At 63.6% G+C, this 24,030-nt stretch carries 22 protein-coding genes; 18 read left to right on the top strand and 4 right to left on the bottom strand.

All coding sequences use genetic code 11. The annotated features are described in order from the left end of the window. The first annotated feature begins 357 nt into the window (after positions 1-357). The 10 genes from mdh (at position 358) to lpdA (ending at position 11,564) form a co-directional block, all read left to right on the top strand. Positions 358-1,326, top strand: a complete 969-nt coding sequence (mdh, locus tag NKI70_RS06440; protein ID WP_023679796.1) for a malate dehydrogenase — start codon at positions 358-360, stop codon at positions 1,324-1,326. Between the two features lie 41 nt (positions 1,327-1,367). Further along, entirely contained in the window at positions 1,368-2,564 is a 1,197-nt protein-coding gene (sucC, locus tag NKI70_RS06435; RefSeq protein ID WP_352570013.1) for an ADP-forming succinate--CoA ligase subunit beta, read from the top strand. Then, positions 2,564-3,055: a hypothetical protein gene (locus NKI70_RS06430; RefSeq protein ID WP_352570012.1), complete on the top strand. Its 492-nt coding sequence runs from the start codon at positions 2,564-2,566 to the stop codon at positions 3,053-3,055. Before sucC ends, NKI70_RS06430 begins: the two co-directional genes overlap by 1 nt. Before the next feature lie 32 nt (positions 3,056-3,087). Next, positions 3,088-3,459 (top strand): cupin domain-containing protein, encoded by a 372-nt coding sequence (locus NKI70_RS06425; RefSeq protein ID WP_352623530.1) that lies wholly within the window; start codon positions 3,088-3,090, stop codon positions 3,457-3,459. 49 nt (positions 3,460-3,508) lie between these two features. Further along, entirely contained in the window at positions 3,509-4,411 is a 903-nt protein-coding gene (gene sucD / locus NKI70_RS06420; RefSeq protein ID WP_352623528.1) for a succinate--CoA ligase subunit alpha, read from the top strand. 109 nt (positions 4,412-4,520) lie between these two features. Next, a complete protein-coding gene (locus NKI70_RS06415) occupies positions 4,521-7,508 on the top strand; it encodes a 2-oxoglutarate dehydrogenase E1 component (protein ID WP_352696987.1) in 2,988 nt (995 codons plus the stop codon). Between the two features lie 29 nt (positions 7,509-7,537). After that, complete coding sequence (odhB, locus tag NKI70_RS06410) at positions 7,538-8,836, top strand: 2-oxoglutarate dehydrogenase complex dihydrolipoyllysine-residue succinyltransferase (protein WP_352593782.1); 1,299 nt, start codon at positions 7,538-7,540, stop codon at positions 8,834-8,836. A 41-nt stretch (positions 8,837-8,877) separates the two neighbouring features. After that, on the top strand, positions 8,878-9,387 hold the full coding sequence (locus tag NKI70_RS06405) for a hypothetical protein (RefSeq protein ID WP_352724390.1): 510 nt from the start codon (positions 8,878-8,880) through the stop codon (positions 9,385-9,387). Beyond that, positions 9,384-10,139, top strand: a complete 756-nt coding sequence (locus NKI70_RS06400; RefSeq protein WP_352578102.1) for an SDR family oxidoreductase — start codon at positions 9,384-9,386, stop codon at positions 10,137-10,139. The genes NKI70_RS06405 and NKI70_RS06400 overlap by 4 nt, the downstream gene beginning before the upstream one ends. A gap of 18 nt (positions 10,140-10,157) precedes the next feature. Further along, positions 10,158-11,564, top strand: a complete 1,407-nt coding sequence (gene lpdA, locus NKI70_RS06395) for a dihydrolipoyl dehydrogenase (RefSeq protein ID WP_352680591.1) — start codon at positions 10,158-10,160, stop codon at positions 11,562-11,564. Positions 11,565-12,462: 898 nt separating this feature from the next. Here lpdA and NKI70_RS06390 read toward each other — a convergent pair. Both NKI70_RS06390 and NKI70_RS06385 read right to left on the bottom strand, forming a co-directional pair. Then, positions 12,463-13,530: a TraB/GumN family protein gene (locus NKI70_RS06390; RefSeq protein WP_352572226.1), complete on the bottom strand. Its 1,068-nt coding sequence runs from the start codon at positions 13,528-13,530 to the stop codon at positions 12,463-12,465. Positions 13,531-13,615: 85 nt separating this feature from the next. After that, the gene (locus NKI70_RS06385) at positions 13,616-14,554 is read right to left on the bottom strand and encodes a tyrosine recombinase XerC (RefSeq protein ID WP_352456326.1); all 939 of its coding nucleotides are present in this window, start codon (positions 14,552-14,554) and stop codon (positions 13,616-13,618) included. Between the two features lie 115 nt (positions 14,555-14,669). On the opposite strand from NKI70_RS06385, the gene rimM reads away from it, so the two are divergent. Together rimM and trmD are read left to right on the top strand one after the other, a co-directional pair. Beyond that, positions 14,670-15,269, top strand: coding sequence for a ribosome maturation factor RimM (gene rimM, locus NKI70_RS06380; protein WP_352572228.1), 600 nt, complete (start codon positions 14,670-14,672; stop codon positions 15,267-15,269). Beyond that, complete coding sequence (trmD, locus tag NKI70_RS06375; RefSeq protein ID WP_352572229.1) at positions 15,266-15,964, top strand: tRNA (guanosine(37)-N1)-methyltransferase TrmD; 699 nt, start codon at positions 15,266-15,268, stop codon at positions 15,962-15,964. The genes rimM and trmD overlap by 4 nt, the downstream gene beginning before the upstream one ends. On the opposite strand, the gene NKI70_RS06370 is transcribed toward trmD, so the two are convergent. Continuing rightward, positions 15,946-16,698 carry a sulfite exporter TauE/SafE family protein gene (locus NKI70_RS06370; RefSeq protein ID WP_352572230.1) on the bottom strand — a complete coding sequence of 251 codons (753 nt, stop codon included), beginning with the start codon at positions 16,696-16,698 and terminating at the stop codon, positions 15,946-15,948. The genes trmD and NKI70_RS06370 overlap by 19 nt on opposite strands. A gap of 382 nt (positions 16,699-17,080) precedes the next feature. On the opposite strand from NKI70_RS06370, the gene rplS reads away from it, so the two are divergent. From rplS to leuC, 5 genes are all read left to right on the top strand, one after another. Continuing rightward, a complete protein-coding gene (gene rplS / locus NKI70_RS06365) occupies positions 17,081-17,620 on the top strand; it encodes a 50S ribosomal protein L19 (RefSeq protein WP_352696984.1) in 540 nt (179 codons plus the stop codon). 262 nt (positions 17,621-17,882) lie between these two features. Then, entirely contained in the window at positions 17,883-18,680 is a 798-nt protein-coding gene (locus NKI70_RS06360) for a transporter substrate-binding domain-containing protein (protein WP_031212709.1), read from the top strand. Positions 18,681-18,946: 266 nt separating this feature from the next. Further along, a complete protein-coding gene (locus NKI70_RS06355; RefSeq protein ID WP_352696982.1) occupies positions 18,947-19,762 on the top strand; it encodes an amino acid ABC transporter permease in 816 nt (271 codons plus the stop codon). Positions 19,763-19,818: 56 nt separating this feature from the next. Beyond that, on the top strand, positions 19,819-20,454 hold the full coding sequence (locus NKI70_RS06350; RefSeq protein WP_352696980.1) for a class I SAM-dependent DNA methyltransferase: 636 nt from the start codon (positions 19,819-19,821) through the stop codon (positions 20,452-20,454). A gap of 406 nt (positions 20,455-20,860) precedes the next feature. Next, a complete protein-coding gene (leuC, locus tag NKI70_RS06345) occupies positions 20,861-22,270 on the top strand; it encodes a 3-isopropylmalate dehydratase large subunit (protein ID WP_352450161.1) in 1,410 nt (469 codons plus the stop codon). Positions 22,271-22,328: 58 nt separating this feature from the next. On the opposite strand, the gene NKI70_RS06340 is transcribed toward leuC, so the two are convergent. Beyond that, positions 22,329-22,640: a hypothetical protein gene (locus NKI70_RS06340; protein ID WP_023679773.1), complete on the bottom strand. Its 312-nt coding sequence runs from the start codon at positions 22,638-22,640 to the stop codon at positions 22,329-22,331. Positions 22,641-22,801: 161 nt separating this feature from the next. On the opposite strand from NKI70_RS06340, the gene NKI70_RS06335 reads away from it, so the two are divergent. Continuing rightward, positions 22,802-23,998 carry a GGDEF domain-containing protein gene (locus tag NKI70_RS06335; RefSeq protein WP_352578110.1) on the top strand — a complete coding sequence of 399 codons (1,197 nt, stop codon included), beginning with the start codon at positions 22,802-22,804 and terminating at the stop codon, positions 23,996-23,998. Positions 23,999-24,030 lie beyond the last annotated feature (32 nt).

Below are 24,030 nucleotides of genomic sequence, written 5' to 3'. Positions count from 1 at the left end.
GACAGGGCTCCGCGAGATAAGGCGGAGAGCCGATCCGGCCTGACCGGCTCGTCGAAGACTTCATCGGCAACCCGCATCACAAGGGCGTCATCGTCAGGAAACAGCCTTCTGATTTCCAGTGCCATTGTGTAGAATTCCTCTAGCCGGCTTCAGAATTTTGACGTTTACGTAATTCCCATTGTTTCTAACCGATTGAAATTACTCACTCCAAAATAATCGTTTGAATTTTTGTGCGGCCGGGGCTATTGCGTGCGGCGAATTTCGCGGTTCCGCAGCATTCCGGCCTCTTCCTCCGACGCCGTCATCAAATCGTCAAGGATTTGGGCGCCGTCATAGTCAAAGGGAAAATATCCTGACATGGCACGCAACAAGATAGCGCTCATCGGCTCGGGCATGATCGGCGGCACCCTCGCCCACATGGTCGGCCTCAAGGATCTCGGCGACGTCGTGCTGTTCGATATCGCCGAAGGCATCCCGCAAGGCAAGGGGCTGGACATCGCGCAGTCGTCGCCAGTCGATGGGTTCGACTCCAGGCTGACCGGCGTCAACGACTATGCCGGCATCGAGGGCGCCGATGTCTGCATCGTCACCGCCGGCGTGCCGCGCAAGCCCGGCATGAGCCGCGACGATCTTCTAGGCATCAATCTGAAGGTGATGGAGCAGGTCGGCGCCGGCCTCAAGAAATACGCGCCGAAAGCCTTCGTCATCTGCATCACCAATCCGCTCGACGCCATGGTCTGGGCGCTGCAGAAGTTTTCCGGCCTGCCCAAGAGCCATGTCGTCGGCATGGCCGGCGTGCTCGACAGTTCGCGCTTCCGTTATTTCCTGGCCGAGGAATTCAAGGTCTCGGTCGAGGACGTCACTGCCTTCGTGCTCGGCGGCCACGGCGATTCCATGGTGCCGATGATCCGCTATTCGACGGTTGCCGGCATCCCGCTGCCCGACCTCATCAAGATGGGCTGGACCTCGAGGGAGCGGCTCGACCAGATCGTGCAGCGCACCCGCGACGGCGGCGCCGAGATCGTCGGCCTGCTCAAGACCGGCTCTGCCTTTTATGCGCCGGCAGCTTCGGCCATTGCCATGGCCGAAGCCTATCTCAAGGACAAGAAGCGGGTGCTGCCCTGTGCTGCCTATCTCTCCGGCCAATATGGCGTCAAGAACACCTATGTCGGCGTTCCCGTGGTGATCGGCGCCGGCGGCGTCGAGCGGATCATCGAGATCGAGCTCGCGAAGAACGAGCAGAAGATGTTCGACAATTCGGTCGCGGCGGTGCAGGGCCTGTGCGACGCCTGCGTCAAGATCGCTCCGCATCTCGCGGCCAAGTAAGCCGGTAACCAAGCCCGCCAAGCAAGCTGGAGACATAGCGCATGAACATCCATGAGTATCAGGGCAAGGCGCTGCTGAAAGGCTTTGGCGCACCCGTGGCCGAGGGCGTGCCGGTGTTCAAGGCGAGCGAGGCGGAAGCTGCCGCCAAGGCGCTGCCCGGCCCACTCTATGTGGTCAAGAGCCAGATCCATGCCGGCGGCCGCGGCAAGGGCAAATTCAGGGAGCTCGGCGCCGATGCCAAGGGCGGTGTCAGGCTGGCAAAGTCGGTGGCCGAGGTCGTCGCCAATGCCAATGAGATGCTCGGCCACACGCTGGTCACCAAGCAGACCGGCCCGGCCGGCAAGCAGGTCAACCGGCTCTATATCGAGGACGGCGCCGACATCGAGCGCGAGCTCTATCTGTCGATCCTGGTCGACCGCTCGGTCGGGCGCGTCGCCTTCGTCGTCTCGACCGAGGGCGGCATGGACATCGAGGCGGTCGCCCACGACACGCCGGAAAAGATCATCACCGTAGCCATCGACCCGGAAAAGGGCGTGACGGCCGACGACGTGAAGAAGCTCAACGCGGCGCTGAAGCTCGACGGCGACGCCGCCAAGGATGGCGCCACGCTGTTCCCCATCCTCTACAAGGCCTTTGTCGAGAAGGACATGAGCCTGCTCGAGGTCAACCCGCTGATCGTCATGAGGAGCGGCCGGCTGCGCGTTCTCGACGCCAAAGTGTCGTTCGACAACAATGCGCTGTTTCGCCACCCCGACGTGCTCGAATTGCGCGACACCACCGAAGAGGACGAGAAGGAGATCGAGGCGTCGAAATACGACCTCGCCTATGTCGCGCTCGACGGCAATATCGGCTGCATGGTCAACGGCGCCGGCCTTGCCATGGCAACGATGGACATCATCAAGCTTTACGGCGCCGAGCCGGCCAACTTCCTCGATGTCGGCGGCGGCGCGTCGAAAGAAAAGGTGACGGCGGCGTTCAAGATCATCACCAAGGATCCGGCGGTCAAAGGCATTCTGATCAACATCTTCGGCGGCATCATGAAATGCGACATCATCGCCGAGGGCGTGATCGCCGCGGTCAAGGAGGTCGGCCTGCAAGTGCCGCTAGTGGTGCGGCTGGAAGGCACCAATGCCGAGCTCGGCAAGAAGATCATCAACGACAGCGGGCTGAACGTGGTGTCGGCAGACGATCTCGACGATGCAGCCAAGAAGATCGTCGCGGCGGTGAAGGGCGTCTGATGCAGCGGATGCTGGCCCTAGCGCTGACCGGCATGGCCCTTTGGGCCAGCGCTGCTGCGGCCGCGGATAGTTCGAAGTCGCCCGCCTGGATCGGCAAGAGGGTCAGTCTCTTCATGAACTTATGTCCGGCAACGGCGCCCAGCTTCGGCCGGTTCAACGCGGTTGCCCGGCAAAGCGGGTTCAAGGCCGGATCCGACGGGCTGCAAGTCTACAAGGCTACGGAAATCGTTGCCTCAATCAAGAGTTCGAGTGGTCGCTGCGACTGCCTGGTCTCCTTCGGCACCAACGATCCGAAGCTGGCCGCCAACATGATCCTGAAAAGGCTTCTGACCAAATATGGCAGCAGTTTCCAAGCCGATGATGACCCCAAGTCCCTTGGTGAATTGAGAACGTCTGGCGGCAATTTATCGGTGCAGATCGTGACGATCCGGCGCGCCGGGGGCCGATGGATCGGTGCTGTCGTTCACGGAAACCAAAAATGCCCAGCTTGAAAACAGAACTTCAGGGTCAAGGTCGATAGGCGATGCCTCCGCACAAGATAAACCTCGTCGAGGCGGCGGATCAGAAGATCAAGAAGGTCTTCGATCCGCATATCGCCGGCGACGTGAACGACAGCCAGGTCAAGATCGCCAAGTTCGGCGACGTCTTCGACTGGCACGCGCATGACAATGAGGACGAGGCGTTCCTGGTGCTGCGCGGGCGCATCGCCATCGATTTCCGCGACGGCACGGTGGAGCTTTCCAGCGGCGAGTTCATTGTCGTGCCGCGCGCCGTCGAGCACCGGCCGCGCTCGCTAAGCGAGGAGCCGGTGGTGCTGATGTTCGAGCCGGCAACGACGCTCAACACCGGCAATGCCAAAAGCAACCTTACCGTCGCCGAGCTGAAGCGGTTGTGACCATGAGCGCGCGGCCTTCCCCGATCAACGGTTTTTGAAAAGGACCACCATGTCCATTCTCGTCGATAAGAACACCAAGGTGCTGGTGCAGGGCCTGACCGGCAAGACCGGCACGTTCCACACTGAACAGGCGCTGGCCTATCACGGCACGAAAATGGTCGGCGGCATCCACCCCAAGAAGGGCGGCGAAACCTGGACCGGCGCCAAGGGCGAGGCGCTGCCGATCTTCGCCACCGTAGCCGAAGGCAAGGCCAGGACCGGCGCCAACGCTTCGGTCGTCTACGTGCCGCCGGCGGGTGCTGCCGAAGCGATCCTGGAAGCGATCGAGGCCGAGATCCCGCTGATCGTCTGCATCACCGAGGGCATACCGGTGATGGACATGATCAAGGTCAAGGCGAGGCTCGACCGTTCGACGTCGCGGCTGATCGGGCCGAACTGCCCCGGCGTGCTGACCCCCGACGAATGCAAGATCGGCATCATGCCCGGCAACATCTTCCGCAAGGGCTCGGTCGGCGTTGTTTCCCGCTCGGGAACGCTTACCTATGAGGCGGTGTTCCAGACCACCAATGTCGGCCTCGGCCAGACCACCGCCGTCGGCATCGGCGGCGATCCGGTCAAAGGCACCGAGTTCATCGACGTGCTGGAGATGTTCCTCGCCGACGACGAGACCAAGTCGATCATCATGATCGGCGAGATCGGCGGCTCGGCCGAGGAAGACGCCGCGCAGTTCCTCAAGGACGAGGCAAAGCGCGGCCGCCGCAAGCCGATGGCCGGCTTCATCGCCGGGCGCACCGCACCGGCGGGCCGCACCATGGGCCATGCGGGCGCGGTGATCTCCGGCGGCAAGGGCGGCGCGGAAGACAAGATCGCGGCGATGGAATCGGCCGGCATCAAGGTTTCGCCGTCGCCGGCCCGGCTCGGCACGACGCTGGTCGAGGCGATAAAGGGTTAGGGGAGTAAGGGAGTAGGGACAAGATGAGGGCATTGCCCTACTCCCGTACTGCCCTATTGCCCTACTCCCCTCCAAAACAGGAGACGGGGCAGGCGCTCCGCTAGGCAAAATGGCACGACAAGATCAAACCAACGACCAGTTTTCGCTTACCTCTTTCCTCTATGGCGGCAATGCCGATTATATCGACGCGCTCTATGCCGCCTATGAGGACGATCCCGCGTCGGTCGATCCCGAATGGCAGGACTTCTTCGCGGCGCTGAAGGATGACGCCGGCGACGTGCGCAGGAACGCCAAGGGCGCCTCTTGGGCCAAGCCCTCCTGGCCGATGCAGGCCAATGGCGAGCTGGTCTCGGCGCTAGACGGCAATTGGGGCCTGGTCGAAAAGCACATCGAAAAGAAGGTCAAGGACAGGGCGGTCGGCAACGGCGCAGCGCTTTCCGACGCCGACGTGCATCAGGCGACGCGCGATTCCGTCCGCGCCATCATGATGATCCGCGCCTTCCGCATGCGCGGCCACCTGCACGCCAATCTCGATCCGCTGGGCATTGCCAAGCCGCTCGAGGATTACAACGAGCTGTCGCCGGAGAATTACGGCTTCACCGAAGCCGACTACGACCGGCCGATCTTCCTCGACAATGTGCTCGGGCTGGAATTCGGCACCATCCGGCAGATGCTCGACATCCTGACCCGGACCTATTGCTCGACGCTCGGCGTCGAATTCATGCATATTTCCGATCCCGAGGAGAAGGCCTGGATCCAGGCGCGCATCGAGGGCACCGACAAGGAGATCTCCTTCACCGCCGCCGGCAAGAAGGCGATCCTGCAGAAGCTGGTCGAGGCGGAAGGCTTCGAGCAATTCATCGACGTCAAGTACAAGGGCACCAAGCGCTTCGGCCTTGATGGCGGCGAGTCGCTGATCCCTGCGCTGGAGCAGATCATCAAGCGAGGCGGCCAGCTCGGCATGAAGGAGATCGTGCTCGGCATGGCGCATCGCGGCCGGCTGAACGTGCTGTCGCAGGTGATGGCCAAGCCGCACCGCGCCATTTTCCATGAGTTCAAGGGCGGCTCCGCCGCGCCCGACGAGGTCGAGGGCTCGGGCGACGTGAAGTACCATCTCGGCGCCTCGTCGGACCGCGAGTTCGACGGCAACAAGGTGCATCTGTCGCTGACCGCCAACCCGTCGCATCTGGAAATCGTCGACCCGGTGGTGATGGGCAAGGCGCGCGCCAAGCAGGATTATCTGTTCGGCCGCAGCCGCGAGGAGATCGTGCCGCTGGAAGAGCGCGCCAAGGTGCTGCCGCTGCTGTTGCATGGCGACGCCGCTTTTGCCGGCCAGGGCGTGATTGCCGAAATCCTCGGCCTGTCGGGCCTGCGCGGCCACCGCGTCGCCGGCACGCTGCATTTCATCATCAACAACCAGATCGGCTTCACCACCAACCCGCGCTTCTCGCGCTCGTCGCCTTATCCGTCGGATGTGGCCAAGATGATCGAGGCGCCGATCTTCCACGTCAACGGCGACGATCCGGAAGCGGTGGTCCATGCCACCAAGGTGGCGATCGAATTCCGCATGAAGTTCCACAAGCCGGTGGTGGTGGACATGTTCTGCTATCGCCGCTTCGGCCATAATGAGGGCGACGAGCCGGCCTTCACCCAGCCGATCATGTATCGCAAGATCCGCAACCAGAAGACGACCATGCAGATCTATGCCGACCGGCTGATCGCGGAAGGCCACATCACCCAGGCCGAGCTCGAAAAGGTGAAGGCCGATTGGCGGGCGCATCTCGAGCAGGAATTCGAGGTCGGCCAGCACTACAAGCCGAACAAGGCGGATTGGCTGGACGGCGCCTGGTCCGGCCTGCGCTCGGCCGACAACCAGGACGAACAGCGGCGCGGCAAGACCGCGGTGCCGGTCAAGACGCTGAAGGAGATCGGCAAGAAGCTAACCGAGGTGCCGAAGGATTTCGAGGCGCACAGGACGATCATCCGCTTCCTCGACAACCGCCGCCAGGCGATCGAGTCGGGCGAAGGCATCGACTGGTCTACGGCCGAGGCGCTGGCCTTCGGCGCCATCCTGCTCGACGGCAATCCGATCCGGCTGTCCGGCCAGGATTCGGAGCGCGGCACGTTCTCGCAACGCCATTCCGTGCTCTACGACCAGCGCGACGAGACACGCTACATACCGCTTAACAATCTGTCGGCGGCGCAGGCCGGCTTCGAGGTCATCAACTCGATGCTGTCGGAAGAGGCCGTGCTCGGCTTCGAATATGGCTACTCGCTGGCCGAGCCGAAGGCGCTGACGCTGTGGGAAGCGCAGTTCGGCGACTTCGCCAACGGCGCCCAGGTGGTCTTCGACCAGTTCATCTCGTCGGGCGAGCGCAAATGGCTCAGAATGTCGGGCCTCGTCTGCCTGCTGCCGCACGGCTATGAAGGCCAGGGGCCGGAGCATTCGTCGGCCCGGCTCGAGCGCTTCCTTCAGCTTTGCGCCGAAGACAATATGCAGGTCGCCAACGTCACGACGCCAGCCAACTATTTCCACATACTGCGCCGGCAGTTGAAGCGGGACTTCCGCAAGCCGCTGATCCTGATGACGCCGAAGTCGCTGCTGCGCCATAAGCGGGCGGTATCGACGCTGCCGGAGATGTCGGGCGAAAGCGCCTTTCACCGGCTGCTGTGGGACGATGCCCAGCTGCTGTCGGGCCAGGCCATCAAGCTCACCAAGGATTCGAAGATCCGCCGTGTCGTGCTCTGTTCGGGCAAGGTCTATTACGACCTCTACGAGGAGCGCGAGAAGCGCGGCATCAACGACATCTATTTGCTGCGCGTCGAGCAGCTCTATCCGTTCCCGGCCAAGGCGCTGATCACCGAACTGTCGCGCTTCCGCAATGCCGAGATGGTGTGGTGCCAGGAGGAGCCCAAGAACATGGGCGCCTGGTCGTTCATCGATCCGTATCTCGAATGGGTGCTGGCGCATATCGACGCCAAGCATCAGCGGGTGCGCTATACCGGCCGGCCGGCGGCCGCCTCGCCGGCGACCGGATTGATGTCGAAGCATCTCGCCCAGCTTGCCGCCTTGCTCGACGACGCGCTTGGTGAATAGAACAGAACCGAAAGAAACGGACAGGCACAATGGCAACCGAAATCCGCGTCCCGACACTTGGTGAATCCGTCACCGAGGCGACCATCGGCAAATGGTTCAAGAAGGTCGGCGACGCGATCGCCGCCGATGAGCCGCTGGTCGAGCTCGAAACCGACAAGGTGACGGTGGAAGTGCCGGCCGCCGCCGCGGGCACGCTCGCCGAGATCGCCGTCAAGGAAGGCGAGACGGTCGGCGTCGGCGCACTGCTCGGCACGATTTCGGCAGGCGCCGGCGCGGCAGCCAATGCCGCCGCTCCGGCAACGAAGCAGGAGGCGGTGTCGCAGGCCTCGGCTCCGACTGCGGCCTCGAGCGTCAGGCAGGCCGCTGCCGAGACGGCCAAGATCGCCGGCGACGCCGGCGCGATCGAGACGCGCACCATGCCGCCGGCGCCGTCGGCGGCAAAGCTGCTGGCCGAGCACAATCTCGCAGTCGACCAGGTGTCGGGCTCGGGCAAGCGCGGCCAGGTGCTGAAAGGCGACGTGCTCGACCTTATCGCCAGGGGCGCGCCGTCGCAGCCGGCCGAAATGCCGAAGGCAGCGCCTGTACCGGCACCCGTTGCCGCGCGCGCGCCGTCCCCGGCCGACGATGCGTCGCGCGAGGAGCGCGTGCGCATGACCAAGCTGCGCCAGACCATCGCGCGCCGCCTCAAGGAAGCGCAATCGACCGCCGCCATGCTGACCACCTTCAACGAGGTCGACATGAGCGCGGTGATGGCGCTGAGGAGCAAATACAAGGACGTGTTCGAGAAGAAGCACGGCGTGAAGCTCGGCTTCATGGGCTTCTTCACCAAGGCGGTCACCCATGCGCTGAAGGAGATCCCGTCGGTCAATGCCGAGATCGACGGCACCGATATCATCTTCAAGAACTACGCTCATATCGGCGTTGCCGTCGGTACAGAGAAAGGCCTTGTCGTGCCGGTTGTGCGCAATGCCGACCAGATGTCGATCGCCGAAATCGAGAAGGACATCGGCAGGCTGGGGCTTGCGGCGCGCGACGGCAAGCTGTCGGTTGCGGATATGCAAGGCGGCACGTTTACGATTTCCAACGGTGGCGTTTACGGGTCGCTGATGTCGACGCCGATCCTCAATGCGCCGCAGTCCGGCATTCTGGGTATGCACAAGATCCAGGAGCGGCCGGTGGTGGTCGGCGGCCAGATCGTCATCCGGCCGATGATGTATCTGGCGCTGTCCTACGACCACCGCATCGTCGACGGCAAGGAAGCGGTGACGTTTCTGGTGCGGGTCAAGGAAAGCCTCGAGGATCCGGAACGGCTAGTGCTCGACCTCTAGGGGCGGCCGACGTGAGCCGGAGCATGGATCTGCGCCGCCGGATGAGTTCGTCTCGTTTCCGGTCCGGTTTGTTTGTCACAATCTGCGCACTCGGCGTGCAGACGGTCTCCGCGGCCCTCGCCGCCTGCCCGCTCGAGCTCGCCGTCTATGGCGATCCTGAAAACGCCGCCGAGATCGATTTCAGGCCGACCATGGAGTCGGCTGCCGTCACCAACAGCTTCAAGATGGTGCTCGACAACGGCGTCGTGCTCGACGGCATCGTCATGTGGACGGAGGGCGCGGCGCGGCCGCATGGCTCGCTGATGTACAAATGCCCGGCCGGCGACGTCACCGGCGACGAGCTCGCCGCCTGCACTGTGTGGGAGGGCGTCATCTACACTGCCGACGACCAGGGCAATATCGCGTTGCTGCCGGGCGAAGGAAAGGATGCGCCGAAGAAGCTGATCCTGCCTGATCTGGGAGCGTCGCTGCAGATGTCGGCGGCCTATGGCGCCAACGGCTTTTCCCAGGTGCCCTGGGACGTCTTTGGCCTGAAGGGATGTCAGGAATGAGCGCGAGCGGAAAGATCCTGCTGGTGACCGGCGGCAGCCGCGGCATTGGCGCCGCTACATGCAGGCTTGCCGCCAGGGCCGGCTATCGCATTGCGGTCAATTACGCGTCGAATGCAAAAGCCGCCGAAACGGTGGTCGCCGACATCGAGGCTGCTGGCGGAGAAGCCTTCACAGTCAAGGCCGATGTCGGCAGCGAGACGGACGTATTGGCCATGTTCGAGGCTGTCGATGGCCGTTTCGGTCGGCTGGACGCGCTCGTCAACAATGCCGGCGTGGTCGACCAGAGCGCGCGCGTCGACGAGCTTAGCGCTGCAAGGCTGGAGCGCATGATGCGCATCAATGTGATCGCGCCGATGCTTTGCGCCCGCGAGGCGGTGAAGCGGATGTCGACCAGGCATGGCGGCAAGGGCGGCGCCATCGTCAATGTTTCTTCGATCGCGGCAAGGCTTGGCGGGCCGGGTCAATATGTCGACTACGCCGCCTCCAAGGGCGCGGTCGATTCCTTCACCATCGGGCTTGCCCGCGAAGTGGCCGGCGAAGGCATTCGTGTCAACGCGGTCAGCCCGGGCATCATCGACACCGAAATTCATGCCTCCGGCGGGCAGCCGGATCGCGCCGAGAGAATGCGCAAGGTGGTGCCCATGCAGCGCGTCGGCACCGTCGAGGAAGTCGCAGCCGCAATTCTCTGGCTGCTGTCGGACGAGGCGTCCTACACAACAGGCGCCAATCTGGAAATCGGCGGCGGCCGCTAAAGCAAAAGGGACAGTATCATGGCCTATGACGTCGTTATCATCGGATCGGGACCAGGCGGCTACGTCTGCGCCATCAAGGCGGCGCAGCTCGGTCTGAAGACGGCGGTAGTCGAAAAGAACCCGACCTTCGGCGGTACCTGCCTCAACATCGGCTGCATCCCGTCAAAGGCGCTGCTGCATGCGTCCGAGATGTTTGCCGAGGCCGGCCATTCCTTCGAGGCGCTCGGCGTCGAGATCGGCGCGCCCAAGCTCAATCTTGGGAAGATGATGGCACACAAGGATGCGACGGTGACGGCCAACGTCAATGGCGTCGCCTTCCTGTTCAAGAAGAACAAGATCGACAGTTTTCGTGGCACCGGCAAGGTGGTTGCGGCCGGCAAGGTGTCGGCGACCTCCGATGACGGCAAGGTCGAGGAGATCGAGACCAAGAACATCGTCATCGCCACCGGCTCCGACGTCGCCGGCATTCCCGGCGTCAAGGTCGATTTCGACGAGAAGGTGATCATCTCGTCGACCGGCGCGCTGTCGCTGGACAAAGTGCCGGGCCATCTGGTGGTGGTCGGCGGCGGTGTCATCGGTCTGGAGCTCGGCTCGGTATGGGCGCGGCTCGGCGCCAAGGTCACCGTTGTCGAGTTCCTCGACACCATCCTGGGCGGCATGGACGGCGAGGTCGCCAAGCAATTCCAGCGCCTGCTGTCGAAGCAGGGCTTTGAGTTCAGGCTGGGCGCCAAGGTGACCGGCGTCGCCAAGGCCAAGAAGGGGGCGACGGTCACCTTCGAACCGGTCAAAGGCGGTGCGGCCGAGACGATCGAGGCGGACGCGGTGCTGATTTCGACGGGACGACGGGCCTATTCGGACGCTCTCGGGCTGAAGGATGCCGGCGTCGACGTCGATGAGCGCGGCCGGGTCAAGACCGACGGTCATCTCAGGACCAACGTGCCCGGCATCTATGCCATCGGCGATGTCATCGCCGGGCCGATGCTTGCCCACAAGGCCGAAGACGAGGGCGTGGCGGTGGCCGAAACCATCGCCGGCCAGGCCGGTCATGTGAACTATGACGTGATTCCGAGCGTCGTCTACACCACGCCGGAAATCGCCTCGGTCGGCAAGACCGAAGAAGAATTGAAGAAGGCCGGCATCGACTACAAGGCCGGAAAATTCCCGTTCAGCGCCAATGGCCGCGCGCGCGCCATGCTGCACACCGACGGCTTTGTGAAAATCCTGGCCGACAAGGCCAGCGACCGTGTGCTCGGCGTCCACATCGTCGGCTTCGGCGCCGGCGAGATGATCCACGAGGCGGCCGTGCTGATGGAGTTCGGCGGCTCGTCGGAAGACCTAGCCCGCACCTGTCACGCCCATCCGACAATGTCGGAGGCGGTAAAGGAGGCGGCATTGGCGACGTTCTTCAAGCCCATCCATATCTGAGCAAACGCGGTGAATCGCAAACCTTAGAGATTGGCTGAAACATCTGCGCTTCGCCATCCCAGGGCGGAGCACGAGCGAAGCGACGTCGCGGAGACATCCATGCCGTTATCTAGGGGCAGTGTTCCGGCGAACCAGAATCGAGTGCCTCTTCGCATCGGCTGGTAACCGCTCCGCCCCGGGATGACGAAGCCATCGACGGCTGCTCCCAAAAACAAAACGGCCCGCCTTTCAGCGGGCCGTTCATATATTAAATCAGCAGTCTGATCACTGAGCCGGGGCCGGTGCTGGTGCGGGAGCGGGAGCCGGAGCCGGGGCTGGCGCAGGGGCCGGAGCGGGTGCAGGTTCTGCCGGAGCCGGAGCCGGAGCGGGTGTCGCCGGAGCTGGCGCAGGAGCCGGTTCGGCTGGCTTCATCGGCTCGGCAGGTGCTGGGGCCGGAGCCGGTGTGCTGGCTGCGGGCGGTTCGGCAGGCGCAGGTGCCTCGCTACGTCTTCCAAAAACATAATAGGCGACAATTGCCAGGATAACGACGACCAGTGCAATCAGCCAGCCGCTGCCGCCGCCGCGTGGCCGTGCGGTACCCGGTGAGGTGAATGGGTCGTTCGGATTGGGTGTGTTCGCCATAAAAGTGTCCTCCGTGGATGAAAAACATCAAGTAATAGCCATCAACGTACAATCGTTGAATCGGTTTCACATTAGGCGTTGAAAACGCCGAAAACAGGGCAATTCTGATCCGGAATCGCTTGCAGGCATGCATTTCCACCGCAAAATGGGTTTCGATCGAGCCAAACCGAACCTTTTTCAGTTTCTTGGCACGAAGCGCGGCTGGTCCGCCGTCGCGCCACGAGTAAGGGCTGGTCCCGCCTCGGCAATGATTCGGTGTGCAACTCCGCCGTGTCGTTCAGTTGACGGCGGTCACCGTATAGCCGATCTTGCGGAAACCCTCGACCAAGCCTTGCGCTCCGGGAAGGTGCATGGCGCCGACCGCCATGAAGACATTGCCGTGGGCGAGGATCGGCGCTGCACGATCGACCATCACCTTGTTGCGGCTGGTGATCATGGTCTGCTCGAATTCGGCGTAACCCGATTGGTCGTCGACCTGTTCGGGGATGACGGCCCGAAACAGCGGTACATACATGCCAGTGTCGCCACGCCGGTAAAGCACGATCATGGTTTCGTTGACGTCGTTCACCTTGTCGCCAAGCTTCAGCGTATCGACCAGCCCCTTCAGGTGAAAGGCGATCGGCAGCGAAGCCATGGCGCGCAGCTGGTCGGCGATTGTCTCCAGCCCCTCGACCGATTTGCCCGAAGCCTCGGCGTCCTTGGCAAGCTTGACGTCGAGCACCGGCGCACCGCCAGCCTGGCGGGCGACTTCGCATACAGGTAGCGCCACCATCGCCGACAGCAACCAGGGTTTCATCTTGGCGACGGTCGCTGGCGGGATGCCACGCGCATCGAGCGCCTTGTTGACCACCGCCGCATCCTCCGGCGACAGCAGCGACGAAAGCGTCGTCTTGTCGGTGAACATCATCAGATCCGGCTCTTTCAGCAGTGCTGCCATCATCTTCTGCTTGTCGAGCACTTCGGTGGTCTCGATGATGACGGTGCCAGCCGCATCGAATGCCTTCTGCGCGGCGGGTGGCAGCGTGGTGACGCGCGGGTCGGTAACGTGCATGGTGCCGAACAGGAAGGACGGTTTTTCGCCCGATTTTTCGAGCTTCCACAGCAGGCCCTTGCCGTTCGGCGTCGCTGCCGCGTCTGCCTCGATCTTGCGGTAGGCAGCCGGGTCGTCCTTTTGCAGCGCGCTCAGCATATCGCTACCGCCGCAGGCCGAAGTCTCGGCGCGTGCCTTGCCCGCGGCGAGCAGCGCGACGATGAGGAAAGAGAGGAAAAACAGGGCGTTGAGCGCGACGAGCAGCTTCAGCGACATATGGGTCGCGCGGTCGGCGATGGCGATGAGGCGTTTCATGCTGCGCTTCTAGGCGCAAAAAGCGGCAAAACGGTTAACCGGCGCATCAAAATTGTTGCGAGATGGCCACCGACACATGCATCGATCACGCACGAGGATGAGCTGCTTCGTAAATCTCGAGCAGCCTGGCGGTGTCGACGCCGGTGTATATCTGGGTTGTCGACAGGCTGGCGTGGCCGAGCAACTCCTGGATGGTGCGCAGGTCGCCGCCGCGCCCTAGCAGATGCGTGGCGAAGGAATGGCGCAGCGCATGCGGCGTCGCCGTGTCGGGCAGGTTGAGCGCCGAGCGCAGCTTGGCCATGTCGCGCTGGACGATTGCCGGGTTGAGCGGGCCGCCGCGGGCACCGCGAAACAGCAGGCCCTTGGGATCGAGATGCCAGGGACACAAGCGGCGGTATTCGGCAATCGCCCGCAGTGCCACCGGCAGCACCGGCACCAGCCGGGTCTTGCCACCCTTGCCGGTGACGCGCAGCACGGTATCACCAGGTGAGGAAAGATCGGCGCCCGACAGGCCGAGCGCCTCGGAGATCCGCAAGCCGGACCCATAGAGCAGGGTCAGCACGGCGGCGTTGCGCGCGGCAATCCACGGCTCCTCCGCCAGTTGGCCTTCCACCGAGACGACGTGTTTTGCATCGCTTGCGGTCAGCGGCTTGGGCAGCGATTTCGGCTGCCGCGGCGCGCGCAAGGCTGTCGCACCTGCCGCATTGGCGAGGCCGCGCCGTTCCAGGAAACGCAGCAGCGAGCGGATGCCGGCCAGCCCGCGCCCGAGCGTGCGGGCGCCGGCGCCCTCGGCACGGCGGGCAGCGAGAAAGCCGCGCAGATCGGCGGGGCGCAGATCGGCGATGTCGGAAATGCCGGGCGAGCCGCCGCAATGGCCGGTCAGGAAATGCAGGAACTGGCGCGTGTCGCGCTCATAGGCCTCGACGGTTTCGGGCGATAGCCGGCGTTCGCGCGCCAGCATCTTCAGCCAGGCCTCGCGCGCCGCCTGCAGGTCGGGTTTTGCCGGTATGAGGAATTCCTGCATTGCACTCTTCCAGTTCCCCGCCATCTTCCGGCACGCGGGTTAGGAAGCGGTGAAGAGCGGCGTCATTGAAATGACGACGGGCTGGGGTTAGAGCAAGGCAAAGGATTTTCCGCAGATGATCAAGCCGCAAAACCCCGTCCAGATGGCCGTGATCGGTGCCGCGCATGGCATCAAGGGCGAATTGCGCGTCAAGAGCTTTACCGGCGACCCGCTGGCGCTGGCCGATTACGGTCCGCTCTACGCCAGGGATGGCCGCGCCTTCCAGATCGTCGACATCAGGCCCGCCAACACCGTGGTGGTGGTGCGGTTCAAAGGCGTCAACGACCGCAATGCCGCCGAGGCGCTGGCCGGCACCGAATTGTTCGTCGACCGTTCGGTGTTGCCCGATGAGGGCGAAGAGGATGAATTCTACCATGCCGACCTCGTCGGACTGGAGGTCAAGGATGACATCGGTGCCATCATCGGCAAGGTCGTCACCGTGCATAATTTCGGCGGCGGCGACATTCTCGACGTGACGCTGGCGGGGCGCAAAGGCGTGCTCATCCCGTTCACGCAGGCCGCCGTTCCGGAAGTGTCGATCGCCGGCGGCTTTGTCCGCGTTGATCCAGCCGCCGCAGGGTTGGTCGAGGACGAGGACGGCGAGCCTCCCGCTGACGACGGTTTCGACCCCAAGGGCAGGCCGCGCGGGCCGAGGGACGCCGGAGGCAACCGGTGAGTTTTTCGGCTTCGGTGCTGACGCTCTATCCCGACATGTTTCCCGGCGCGCTTGGCCTGTCGCTGGCCGGCCGCGCGCTCGAGACCGGCATTTGGTCGCTCGAAACGATCCAGATCCGCGACTTTGCCAGCGATCGTCACCGTACCGTCGATGACACGCCGGCCGGCGGCGGCGCCGGCATGGTGATGCGGGCAGACGTGCTGGCCAGCGCCATCGACCATGCCTCGCCGGCAGCCGATCCACGTCCGCGCCTGCTGATGAGCCCGCGCGGCAAGCCGCTGACGCAGGCACGGGTGCGCGAGCTCGCCGGCGGGCCGGGTGCGGTGATCGTCTGCGGCCGCTTCGAAGGCGTCGACCAGCGGGTCATTGAATCGCGCGGCCTCGAGGAAGTTTCGATCGGCGACTTCATCCTGTCCGGCGGCGAGCCGGCGGCACTCGTGCTGCTCGACGCCGTGGTGCGCCTGCTGCCCGGCGTCATGGGCAATGCGGTATCGGGCGAGGAAGAGAGCTTTGAAAACGGCCTGCTCGAACATCCGCATTATACGCGGCCGCAGGAGTTCGAGGGCCGGCCGATTCCCGAAGTGCTGATTTCGGGCAATCACAGGAAGATCGCGGCTTGGCGGCGGGCTGAAGCGGAGAGGCTGACGAAGGAGCGACGGCCGGATCTTTCAGCCGCTCAGCCCTTGTCGAAATAGTAGAAAGCCAGGAACAGGCCGACGGCGATGACGAAGCCGCGCACCGCGTTCTGCGGCACGCGCCTAGCGATCCAGACGCCGGCATAGCCGCCCAGCGCGCCACCCGGGATCATGATGATCGCCTGCAGCCAGGCAATGACGCCGCCCGAGACGAAGACGAGGATGGCAACCGCAGCGATGACCACGGCCAGCATGTTCTTCAGTGCGTTCAGCCGGTGATAGTCGCCGGACTGGGTGAGACCGAGCGTCGCCAGCATCATGACGCCCATGCCGGCGCCGAAGAAGCCGCCATAGGCGGCGGTGGCGAACTGCGCCAGCGACCCGACCAGAGAACCCACCGCGGCCTCATGCTCCGGCTTGGGCGCCGGCTTCAGCCATGGCCCGGCAGCAAACAATGCGGTTGCCGCCAGCAGCAGCCACGGCACCAAGGCGCGGAAGGACGGGTTGTCGAGCCCTAGAAGGATGAGCGCGCCAGACAGCGCACCGAGAGCCGAAATGAGGCTGAGCAGCAGTGCGCCGCGCCAGAAATGCTTGATGTCGTGCCAATAGGCGAGCGTCGAGGTGATGTAGCCGGGGAACTGCGTCACCGACGATGTCGCATTGGCGACGATCGGCGGCAGGCCGGCCAGGGTCATGGCGCCAAAGGTTATGAACGTGCCGCCGCCGGCAACGGCATTGACCGCGCCTGATAGAAAGCCGGCGAGAAAGAGCAGGACCGCGTCCAAGATTGGCATGAGGGGTGTCGTCGCTGGAGGAAAATGCTTATCTTCCGGCTTAGGAAGCTTGACGCGCGGGCGCAACCCCCTGGACCACAAGCGATCACGGGATTGCCACAGCGGGCGCCAGCCCAAGAAGCAGCGCAAAAAAGAAACGGCCCAAAAAAGAAACGGCGAAGACGTGACAAAGCGCCGAAATAGCTGTATGTGCGCGCCGAACCGGAAGAAAAATCTGCCAAGAGCGATCTTCTGGCCCGTCAACAATGACGGTGTAGTCGCCCCTGCCCGATGTTCTCGAACAGACGTTCTCGAACGAAGGGCATAGCCGAGCGGTCGATGCGACTGCAAGGCGAGTGTCGGGCGCTCTGACTGTCGGAAGAACAAGAAGTGGATTTTTGAGATGGACATCCTCCGTCAGCTCGAGGCCGAGGAGGCCGCCAAGATCGAAGCCAAGCGCAAGCTCCCCGAATTCCAGCCCGGCGATACCGTGCGCGTCCAGGTCCGTGTGACCGAAGGCACCCGCACCCGCGTCCAGGCCTATGAGGGCGTCGTCATCGCCCGCGCCGGCGCCGGCTTCCAGGAAAACTTCACCGTCCGCAAGATCTCCTACGGCGAAGGCGTGGAGCGTGTGTTCCCGGTCTATTCGCCGATGGTCGAGGGCGTCGAGATCGTGCGCCGCGGCAAGGTGCGTCGCGCCAAGCTGTACTATTTGCGTGACCGTCGCGGCAAGTCGGCCCGCATTTCGGAAAACACCGGTGTGCGCGCCCGCAAGCTCAACGACGAAGAGCGCGATGCGCTGAACGCCGAGAAGGCGCGCATCGAGGCCGAGAAAGTGGCCGCCGCCCAGGCGCTGGCCGCCGAGAAGGCCGCGCAGGACGCCGCCGAGAAGAAGGCCGCCGACGAGGCCGCCAAGGCCGCGGAAGCAGCTGCCGCCGAATAAGGCTCTTCAAGAACGTATTTTCGGAAAGGCGGCTTCGGCCGCCTTTTTGTTTCGCGAGGCGGATTCTATTTTGCCGGGCTGCGTCGGCCGCAATCGATACGGATCGTTCCGTAATGCCGCCGTTGAAAGCATTGAAATCCATTTTCGTGCCGAACGCCGCATCGGAGCGGCTTGCAAGGCGCCGACGGAAAGCTAAAGTCGGCGCCGGATTTCCTGCATGCCTCGGCCGATCGAGGCGGTTCAGTTCCTGGGGAGCATCGTCATGATCAATTCGAAACTGCTGCTGGCCGGCCTGCTGGCTTGCCTTCTCGTGCCTGTCGCGGCTCTGGCGCAGGCGCTGCCCGACCTCGGCGGCAAGAAAGTGGTGGTGGTGACCGAAAACGCCTATCCGCCGCTGCAGTTCATCGATGCCAAGACCGGCAAGCAGATCGGTTGGGAATATGACGCGATGAACGAGATCGCCAAACGGCTGAATTTCAAGGTCGAGTACCAGAACACCTCCTGGGACGCGATGATCCAGGCGGTTTCCGACAACCAGTACAACATCGGCATGACCGGCATCACGATCAAGGACGACCGCAAGCAGAAGGTCGATTTCTCCGATCCCTACATGCGCTCGGAACAGTTCATGCTGGTGCGCGGCGACGAGAAGCGCTTCACCGACGCCAAGACGTTTGCCGCCTTCAAGGACGGGCTGATCGGCGCGCAGGCCGGCACCACGCCGTTCTACACCGCCGTCTACAGCGTGCTCGACGGCAATGAGCAGAACCCGCGCATCAAGCTGTTCGAGACGTTCGGCGCGACGGTGCAGGCGCTGAAGGCCGGCGACGTCGACGTCGTGCTCACCGACGGCACCGCCGGCAAGGGCTATGTCGATGCGTCCAATGGCGGCCTTAAGCTGATCGGCGGCCCACTCGGCACCGAGGATTTCGGTTTCATCTTCCCCAAGGGCTCCGACCTGGTGAAGCCGGTCAACGCGGCAATCGCCGCGCTCAAGGCCGACGGTACGCTCGACGCGCTCAACAAGAAGTGGTTCCTCGACTACAAGATGGGGCAGTAGGCCCGCTTGTTGCGCGCATTTCATGACGATTGTGCGCGGGAACTCGCGCTGACTCTGCGCTCGTACACCCCCCTCTGTCCTGCCGGACATCTCCCCCTCAAGGGGGGAGATCGGATTTCGCATCGGCTTTCGCCAATTTTCAGTGTTGCAGAACGGGCCGCGAGGTCAAAGCTGCCGATCTCCCCCCTTGAGGGGGAGATGGCCGGCAGGCCAGAGGGGGGTGTGACAGAACGCTGCCTTCGTCACTCTGTTATCGGTACCGCTTGATGCCGTCGGCGCCTCTCGCCTCAGCCAAATCCGACTTCCCGTGGTGGCTTGCCGTGGCCGTGGCGATCGCCTTGGCCGCCGCCATCTTCATCGCTGCCAGCGACCTCTATGCCCAGGTCTTCGCAACCGTCGCCAAGGGCATCGGCGTCACCATCTTCGTCACGGTGGTCGCCTTCGCGCTGGCTTGCGCGATCGGCCTCGGCGTCGCGCTGATGGGCCTGTCGGGCTCGCGCTGGCTCAGCCAGATCGCCCGCTTCTATGTCGAGATCATCCGCGGCGTGCCGATCCTGGTGCTGTTGTTCTGGATCGCCTTTGCCGGCGCGCCGGCCTTCGTCGCGGCGTGGAACGCACTGACGGCGCCGCTGCAAAGCGCCGGCCTGTTCGGCGAACTGCTGGTACGCGACGTGTCGTTGCTATGGCGCGCCATCATGGCGCTGACCATCGGCTATTCGGCCTTCATCTCGGAGGTTTTCCGCGCCGGCATCCAGGCGGTCGAGAAAGGCCAGATCGAGGCGGCCAAGGCGCTCGGGCTGACGCGCACGCAGCGCTTTCGGCTGATCGTCTTTCCGCAGGCGATCCGCACCATTCTGCCGCCGCTCGGCAATGATTTCGTCGCTATGGTCAAGGATTCTTCGCTGGTCTCGGTGCTCGGCGTCGCCGACATCACCCAGATGGGCAAGATCTACGCCGCGGGCTCGTTCCGCTTCTTCGAGACCTATTCGATCGTCGCCTATATCTATCTCATCCTGACTGTCGGTCTGTCACTGGCCTTGCGGTCGCTGGAGAAGCGGCTGCGCCACCAGAATGGGGAATAGAAGGCGGGCGAAGGAGGCGCTACTATCGAGTGAATGCGACCGCCCCAGGAGGACCCATGATCGTCGACAAAGCCAATGCGGCGCTGGAATCGGTCTATACGGCCGATACGCCTGAGGCGCTCGCCAAGGCCTATGCAGAATGGGCCGCGACCTATGACGGCGAAACCGCGGCGCTCGGCTATCTCCTGCCGTTCCTGATCACCGCCTGGGTGGCGCGCCATGTGCCATCAGGCGAAGGGCCGCTGCTCGACGCCGGCTGCGGCACCGGCCTGTCGGGACCGTCGCTCAAGGCGCTCGGCTACCACGACATTGCCGGGCTCGACCTGTCGCAGGACATGCTGAAAATCGCCGGCAGCCGGCAGGCCTATAGCGAGCTGAAACAGGCGATGCTCGGCGGGCCATTGCCTTGGGCGGACGGGTATTTCCGCGCCTTTTTCTCGACCGGCGTGTTCACCATCAGCCACGCACCGGCGTCGGGCCTGCATGAACTGGTACGCATCACCAGGACGGGCGGCCACGCCATCTTCACGGTCCGCGACCAGGTTTTTGAAAGCGGCGGGTTTCAAACCGTATTTGGCGAACTGGAGCAGGCGAAAAAATGGCGGCCGGTCGAGGAGAGCCCGTGGTTCCGCTGCTACGCAATCGCCGAGCCCGACGCGCTGGTGAAGACCTTCGTGTTCGAGGTGGTTTGAGTGGCGCCTTCTTCCTTCTCCCCTTGTGGGAGAAGGTGGATCGGCGCGCAGTGCCGAGACGGATGAGGGGTGTTGGACGGAATGAGGCGTTGGCGTTCCCTGGAGCACCCCTCATCCGTCGCCTTCGGCGACACCTTCTCCCACAAGGGGAGAAGGGGAAGCCGCGCCACAACCCGCCAATTGCCGAAAAGCCAAAACATTGATATGAGCAGCGCCATGGAAGAGCTTTTTGGCGATCCGGCCTATAAAGGTTTCGTGCTGCAGGACAGGAAACGCCTGCCGTCGCGATTTTCCGCGCGCGTCTGCGGGGCGCTGACCAGCCGACTTAGCTAGGGCAGACTCGCCAGGCTGTTTCGCTGGTCCGACCGGCGTCGTTTTCCCTTTTTAATTCGACGGATTTACGCAAATGAGCGCACCGCGCACCCTCTACGACAAGATTTTCGACGACCATGTTGTCGACCGCCAGGACGACGGCACCTGCCTGCTCTATATCGACCGCCATCTGGTCCACGAAGTCACCAGCCCGCAAGCTTTCGAAGGCCTGCGCATAACCGGCCGCAAGGTTCGGCATCCGGAAAAGACGCTGGCCGTGGTCGACCACAATGTGTCGACCTCGCCCGAGCGCAAGTTCGGCATCAAGAACGAGGAAAGCCGCATCCAGGTCGAGGCGCTGGCCAAGAACGCCAAGGATTTCGGCATCGAATATTATTCCGAGAAGGATATCCGCCAGGGCATCGTCCACATCATCGGTCCCGAGCAAGGCTTTACGCTGCCCGGCATGACCATCGTCTGCGGCGACAGCCACACCTCGACGCATGGCGCGTTCGGGGCGCTAGCGCATGGCATCGGCACCTCGGAAGTCGAGCATGTGCTGGCGACGCAGACGCTGATCCAGCGCAAGGCCAAGAACATGCTGGTGCGCGTCGACGGCGCACTGCCGGAAGGCGTCACCGCCAAGGACATCATCCTCGCCATCATCGGCGAGATCGGCACGGCCGGCGGCACCGGCTATGTCATCGAATATGCCGGCGAGGCAATCCGTGCGCTGTCGATGGAAGGCCGCATGACGATCTGCAACATGTCGATCGAAGCCGGCGCCCGCGCCGGCCTGATCGCGCCCGACGAGACCACCTTCGCCTATGTCAAGGACAAGCCGCGCGCCCCCAAGGGCGAAGCCTGGGACGCCGCGCTCGCCTACTGGAAGACGCTGCAGTCCGACGAAGGCGCGCATTTCGACAAGGTGGTCGTGCTCGACGCGGCAAAGCTGCCGCCGATCGTCTCCTGGGGCTCCTCGCCCGAGGACGTGGTCTCGGTGCAAGGCATCGTGCCGAACCCGGACGACATCACTGATGAGAACAAGCGCACCTCCAAGCAGCGCGCACTCGACTATATGGGCCTGAAGCCGGGCACCAAGATCACCGATATCGAACTCGATCGCGTCTTCATCGGCTCCTGCACCAATGGCCGCATCGAGGATCTGCGCGCCGCCGCCAAGGTGATCGAGGGCAGACAAGTCAATCCGCGGGTCAGTGCGATGATCGTGCCGGGCTCCGGCCTGGTCAAGGAACAGGCAGAGGCCGAAGGCCTCGACAAGATCTTTGTCGCCGCCGGCTTTGACTGGCGTGAGCCGGGCTGCTCGATGTGCCTTGCCATGAACGACGACCGGCTGAAGCCGCATGAGCGCTGCGCCTCGACCTCGAATCGCAATTTCGAGGGGCGCCAAGGCTTCAAGGGCCGGACGCATCTGGTGTCGCCGGCAATGGCCGCGGCGGCGGCGATCGCCGGCCATTTCGTCGACATCCGCGAGTGGAAATAGGGCAGGCGCGCGCAGTCGGATATGAGGAGCCCGAGCCGCAATGCGGTTCGGGCATTCTTCAGTCGGGCCGCCTGACGAATTCGTGGAATCCCTCACGGCGGCCGGGTTGGTCCTTTGCGACGACCAGCGCCAGTTGGCGCTCGTCGAAGAGTTTGAACCATTCGTCCCATTCGACCAGTTCGTAGCCGCCGGCATTGACCGGGCGTTCGGCCTCATCCTGGTCCTGGTAGGCATGCTGGCCGAAGACCAGCCTCAGCATGGGCTGCGTTCCGGCTTCGGGCGACACGTCGACGATCGCCGGAAAGCCGGCGCGTGCCGCGGCCCATGAGCGAATTGCATCGTGATCGGTCAGCATGATCGTGTCGGCCATCGGAGCGTCTCCTGGTTGCGGTCGTGAAACGCCGCTCGCCGTTCGCGGTTCCGCCCAGCGGCTTTGTCGACGCACCTGTCGTATATTCGCTTTCGCTTAACCGCTTGTTTGGGCTTCCGCTCTAAGGTCCTCCAAGGGGAAGCGAGGGGAAATTACAGCGCTTGGACACCGGCCTGCTCATAGCGCTGCTCAATCCAGGCATCGCCCTCACACTCGGCGCGGCATTTCTCGTGCTGTGGTTCTATCAGCGCCACCGTCCCTATCTGGCTGTGCTGGCGGCGGGCTACTCGGCCTCGGCCGCAGGCTTCCTGCTCCAGTATTTCACGCTGCCGGTCGGCATGGCGCCGACCAAGCTCATCTCGATCCTGTGCTTCACCTTCGCCACCTGCTGTCTCGCCGGCGCGGTCATTGCGCGCTATGGGCGGCGCGTGCCTTACCCGGCGGTCGGCATTCTGGCCTGCGGCGGCCTGGCCGCGTTCTCGTGGTTTCTTTTTGCCCGGCCGGATCTCACCTGGCGCATCCTTGCCATCAATTTCAGCTTCGGCGGCATCAGCCTGGTTGTCGCCGCCGAGTTGCGCGTGGTGCGCAACAACGGCCCGACAGAAATGATCCTGTTCGTGCTGTCGCTGCTTTCCGGCCTGAACTTCCTGGCGCGGACGCTTGCCGTCGTCATCGCGCATGGGCCGTTCACCAGCTATGAAGGGCTTTACTCCTCGTCCTACTGGACGACGGCTCTGCTGTCGCATGCATTGCTGTCGCTGCTTATTGCGCTTTGCCTGTTCGGCGCCGCCGCGCTCGATGTGATGAAGGCCCTGAAGACCGAAACCCTGACAGACCCGCTGTCGGGCCTGCTCAACCGCCGCGGCTTCGAGGAGCGCGCCATGCTTGTCCTGCAGCACTGTGCCACGGCGCAATTGCCGGTTGCGCTGGTGCTTGCCGATCTCGATCATTTCAAGGCGCTCAACGATCAGCATGGCCACGCGGCCGGCGATCGCGTCATCGCCGACTTCGCTGCCAAGCTTCTGTCGGCTGCAGGTACGCGCGGCGTTGCCGGCCGTATCGGCGGCGAAGAGTTCGCCGTGCTGTTGCCGCTCAGCGACCTTGGCGCGGCAAGACTGTTTGCCGAAGCCATTCGCACGGTCTATTCGGCGGGCAGAATCGACGGACTTCCGCCCGACACAAGAGTGACCGCGAGCTTCGGCGTGGCCGCCCGCACCAGCGACGAAGGGCTGGACCCGCTGATGCGCCGCGCCGACGAAGCGCTCTACAAAGCCAAAAGGAGTGGCCGCGACAGCGTATACCTGTCCTATCAGCGGCCTGAAACGGTCGTCCTTCCCAATCGGACCAGTGCTGGCTGAGCGTCAGCGGCGGCTTCGAATTAACGTCTTTT

The organism is Mesorhizobium sp. M0500, assembly GCF_040321165.1.
Taxonomy (GTDB): Bacteria; Pseudomonadota; Alphaproteobacteria; order Rhizobiales; family Rhizobiaceae; genus Mesorhizobium.
Note: the sequence above shows the minus strand (reverse complement) of the source record. Positions and strands in the feature narration are given on the sequence as shown.

Excerpts from the sequence above, each read along its gene's own strand:
- mdh (WP_023679796.1), top strand. The coding sequence starts at position 358 with ATGGCACGCAACAAGATAGCGCTCATCGGCTCGGGCATGATCGGCGGC.
- sucC (WP_352570013.1), top strand. The coding sequence starts at position 1,368 with ATGAACATCCATGAGTATCAGGGCAAGGCGCTGCTGAAAGGCTTTGGC.
- NKI70_RS06430 (WP_352570012.1), top strand. The coding sequence starts at position 2,564 with ATGCAGCGGATGCTGGCCCTAGCGCTGACCGGCATGGCCCTTTGGGCC.
- NKI70_RS06425 (WP_352623530.1), top strand. The coding sequence starts at position 3,088 with ATGCCTCCGCACAAGATAAACCTCGTCGAGGCGGCGGATCAGAAGATC.
- sucD (WP_352623528.1), top strand. The coding sequence starts at position 3,509 with ATGTCCATTCTCGTCGATAAGAACACCAAGGTGCTGGTGCAGGGCCTG.
- NKI70_RS06415 (WP_352696987.1), top strand. The coding sequence starts at position 4,521 with ATGGCACGACAAGATCAAACCAACGACCAGTTTTCGCTTACCTCTTTC.
- odhB (WP_352593782.1), top strand. The coding sequence starts at position 7,538 with ATGGCAACCGAAATCCGCGTCCCGACACTTGGTGAATCCGTCACCGAG.
- NKI70_RS06405 (WP_352724390.1), top strand. The coding sequence starts at position 8,878 with ATGAGTTCGTCTCGTTTCCGGTCCGGTTTGTTTGTCACAATCTGCGCA.
- NKI70_RS06400 (WP_352578102.1), top strand. The coding sequence starts at position 9,384 with ATGAGCGCGAGCGGAAAGATCCTGCTGGTGACCGGCGGCAGCCGCGGC.
- lpdA (WP_352680591.1), top strand. The coding sequence starts at position 10,158 with ATGGCCTATGACGTCGTTATCATCGGATCGGGACCAGGCGGCTACGTC.
- NKI70_RS06390 (WP_352572226.1), bottom strand. The coding sequence starts at position 13,530 with ATGAAACGCCTCATCGCCATCGCCGACCGCGCGACCCATATGTCGCTG.
- NKI70_RS06385 (WP_352456326.1), bottom strand. The coding sequence starts at position 14,554 with ATGCAGGAATTCCTCATACCGGCAAAACCCGACCTGCAGGCGGCGCGC.
- rimM (WP_352572228.1), top strand. The coding sequence starts at position 14,670 with ATGATCAAGCCGCAAAACCCCGTCCAGATGGCCGTGATCGGTGCCGCG.
- NKI70_RS06370 (WP_352572230.1), bottom strand. The coding sequence starts at position 16,698 with ATGCCAATCTTGGACGCGGTCCTGCTCTTTCTCGCCGGCTTTCTATCA.
- rplS (WP_352696984.1), top strand. The coding sequence starts at position 17,081 with ATGGACATCCTCCGTCAGCTCGAGGCCGAGGAGGCCGCCAAGATCGAA.
- NKI70_RS06360 (WP_031212709.1), top strand. The coding sequence starts at position 17,883 with ATGATCAATTCGAAACTGCTGCTGGCCGGCCTGCTGGCTTGCCTTCTC.
- NKI70_RS06355 (WP_352696982.1), top strand. The coding sequence starts at position 18,947 with ATGCCGTCGGCGCCTCTCGCCTCAGCCAAATCCGACTTCCCGTGGTGG.
- NKI70_RS06350 (WP_352696980.1), top strand. The coding sequence starts at position 19,819 with ATGATCGTCGACAAAGCCAATGCGGCGCTGGAATCGGTCTATACGGCC.
- leuC (WP_352450161.1), top strand. The coding sequence starts at position 20,861 with ATGAGCGCACCGCGCACCCTCTACGACAAGATTTTCGACGACCATGTT.
- NKI70_RS06340 (WP_023679773.1), bottom strand. The coding sequence starts at position 22,640 with ATGGCCGACACGATCATGCTGACCGATCACGATGCAATTCGCTCATGG.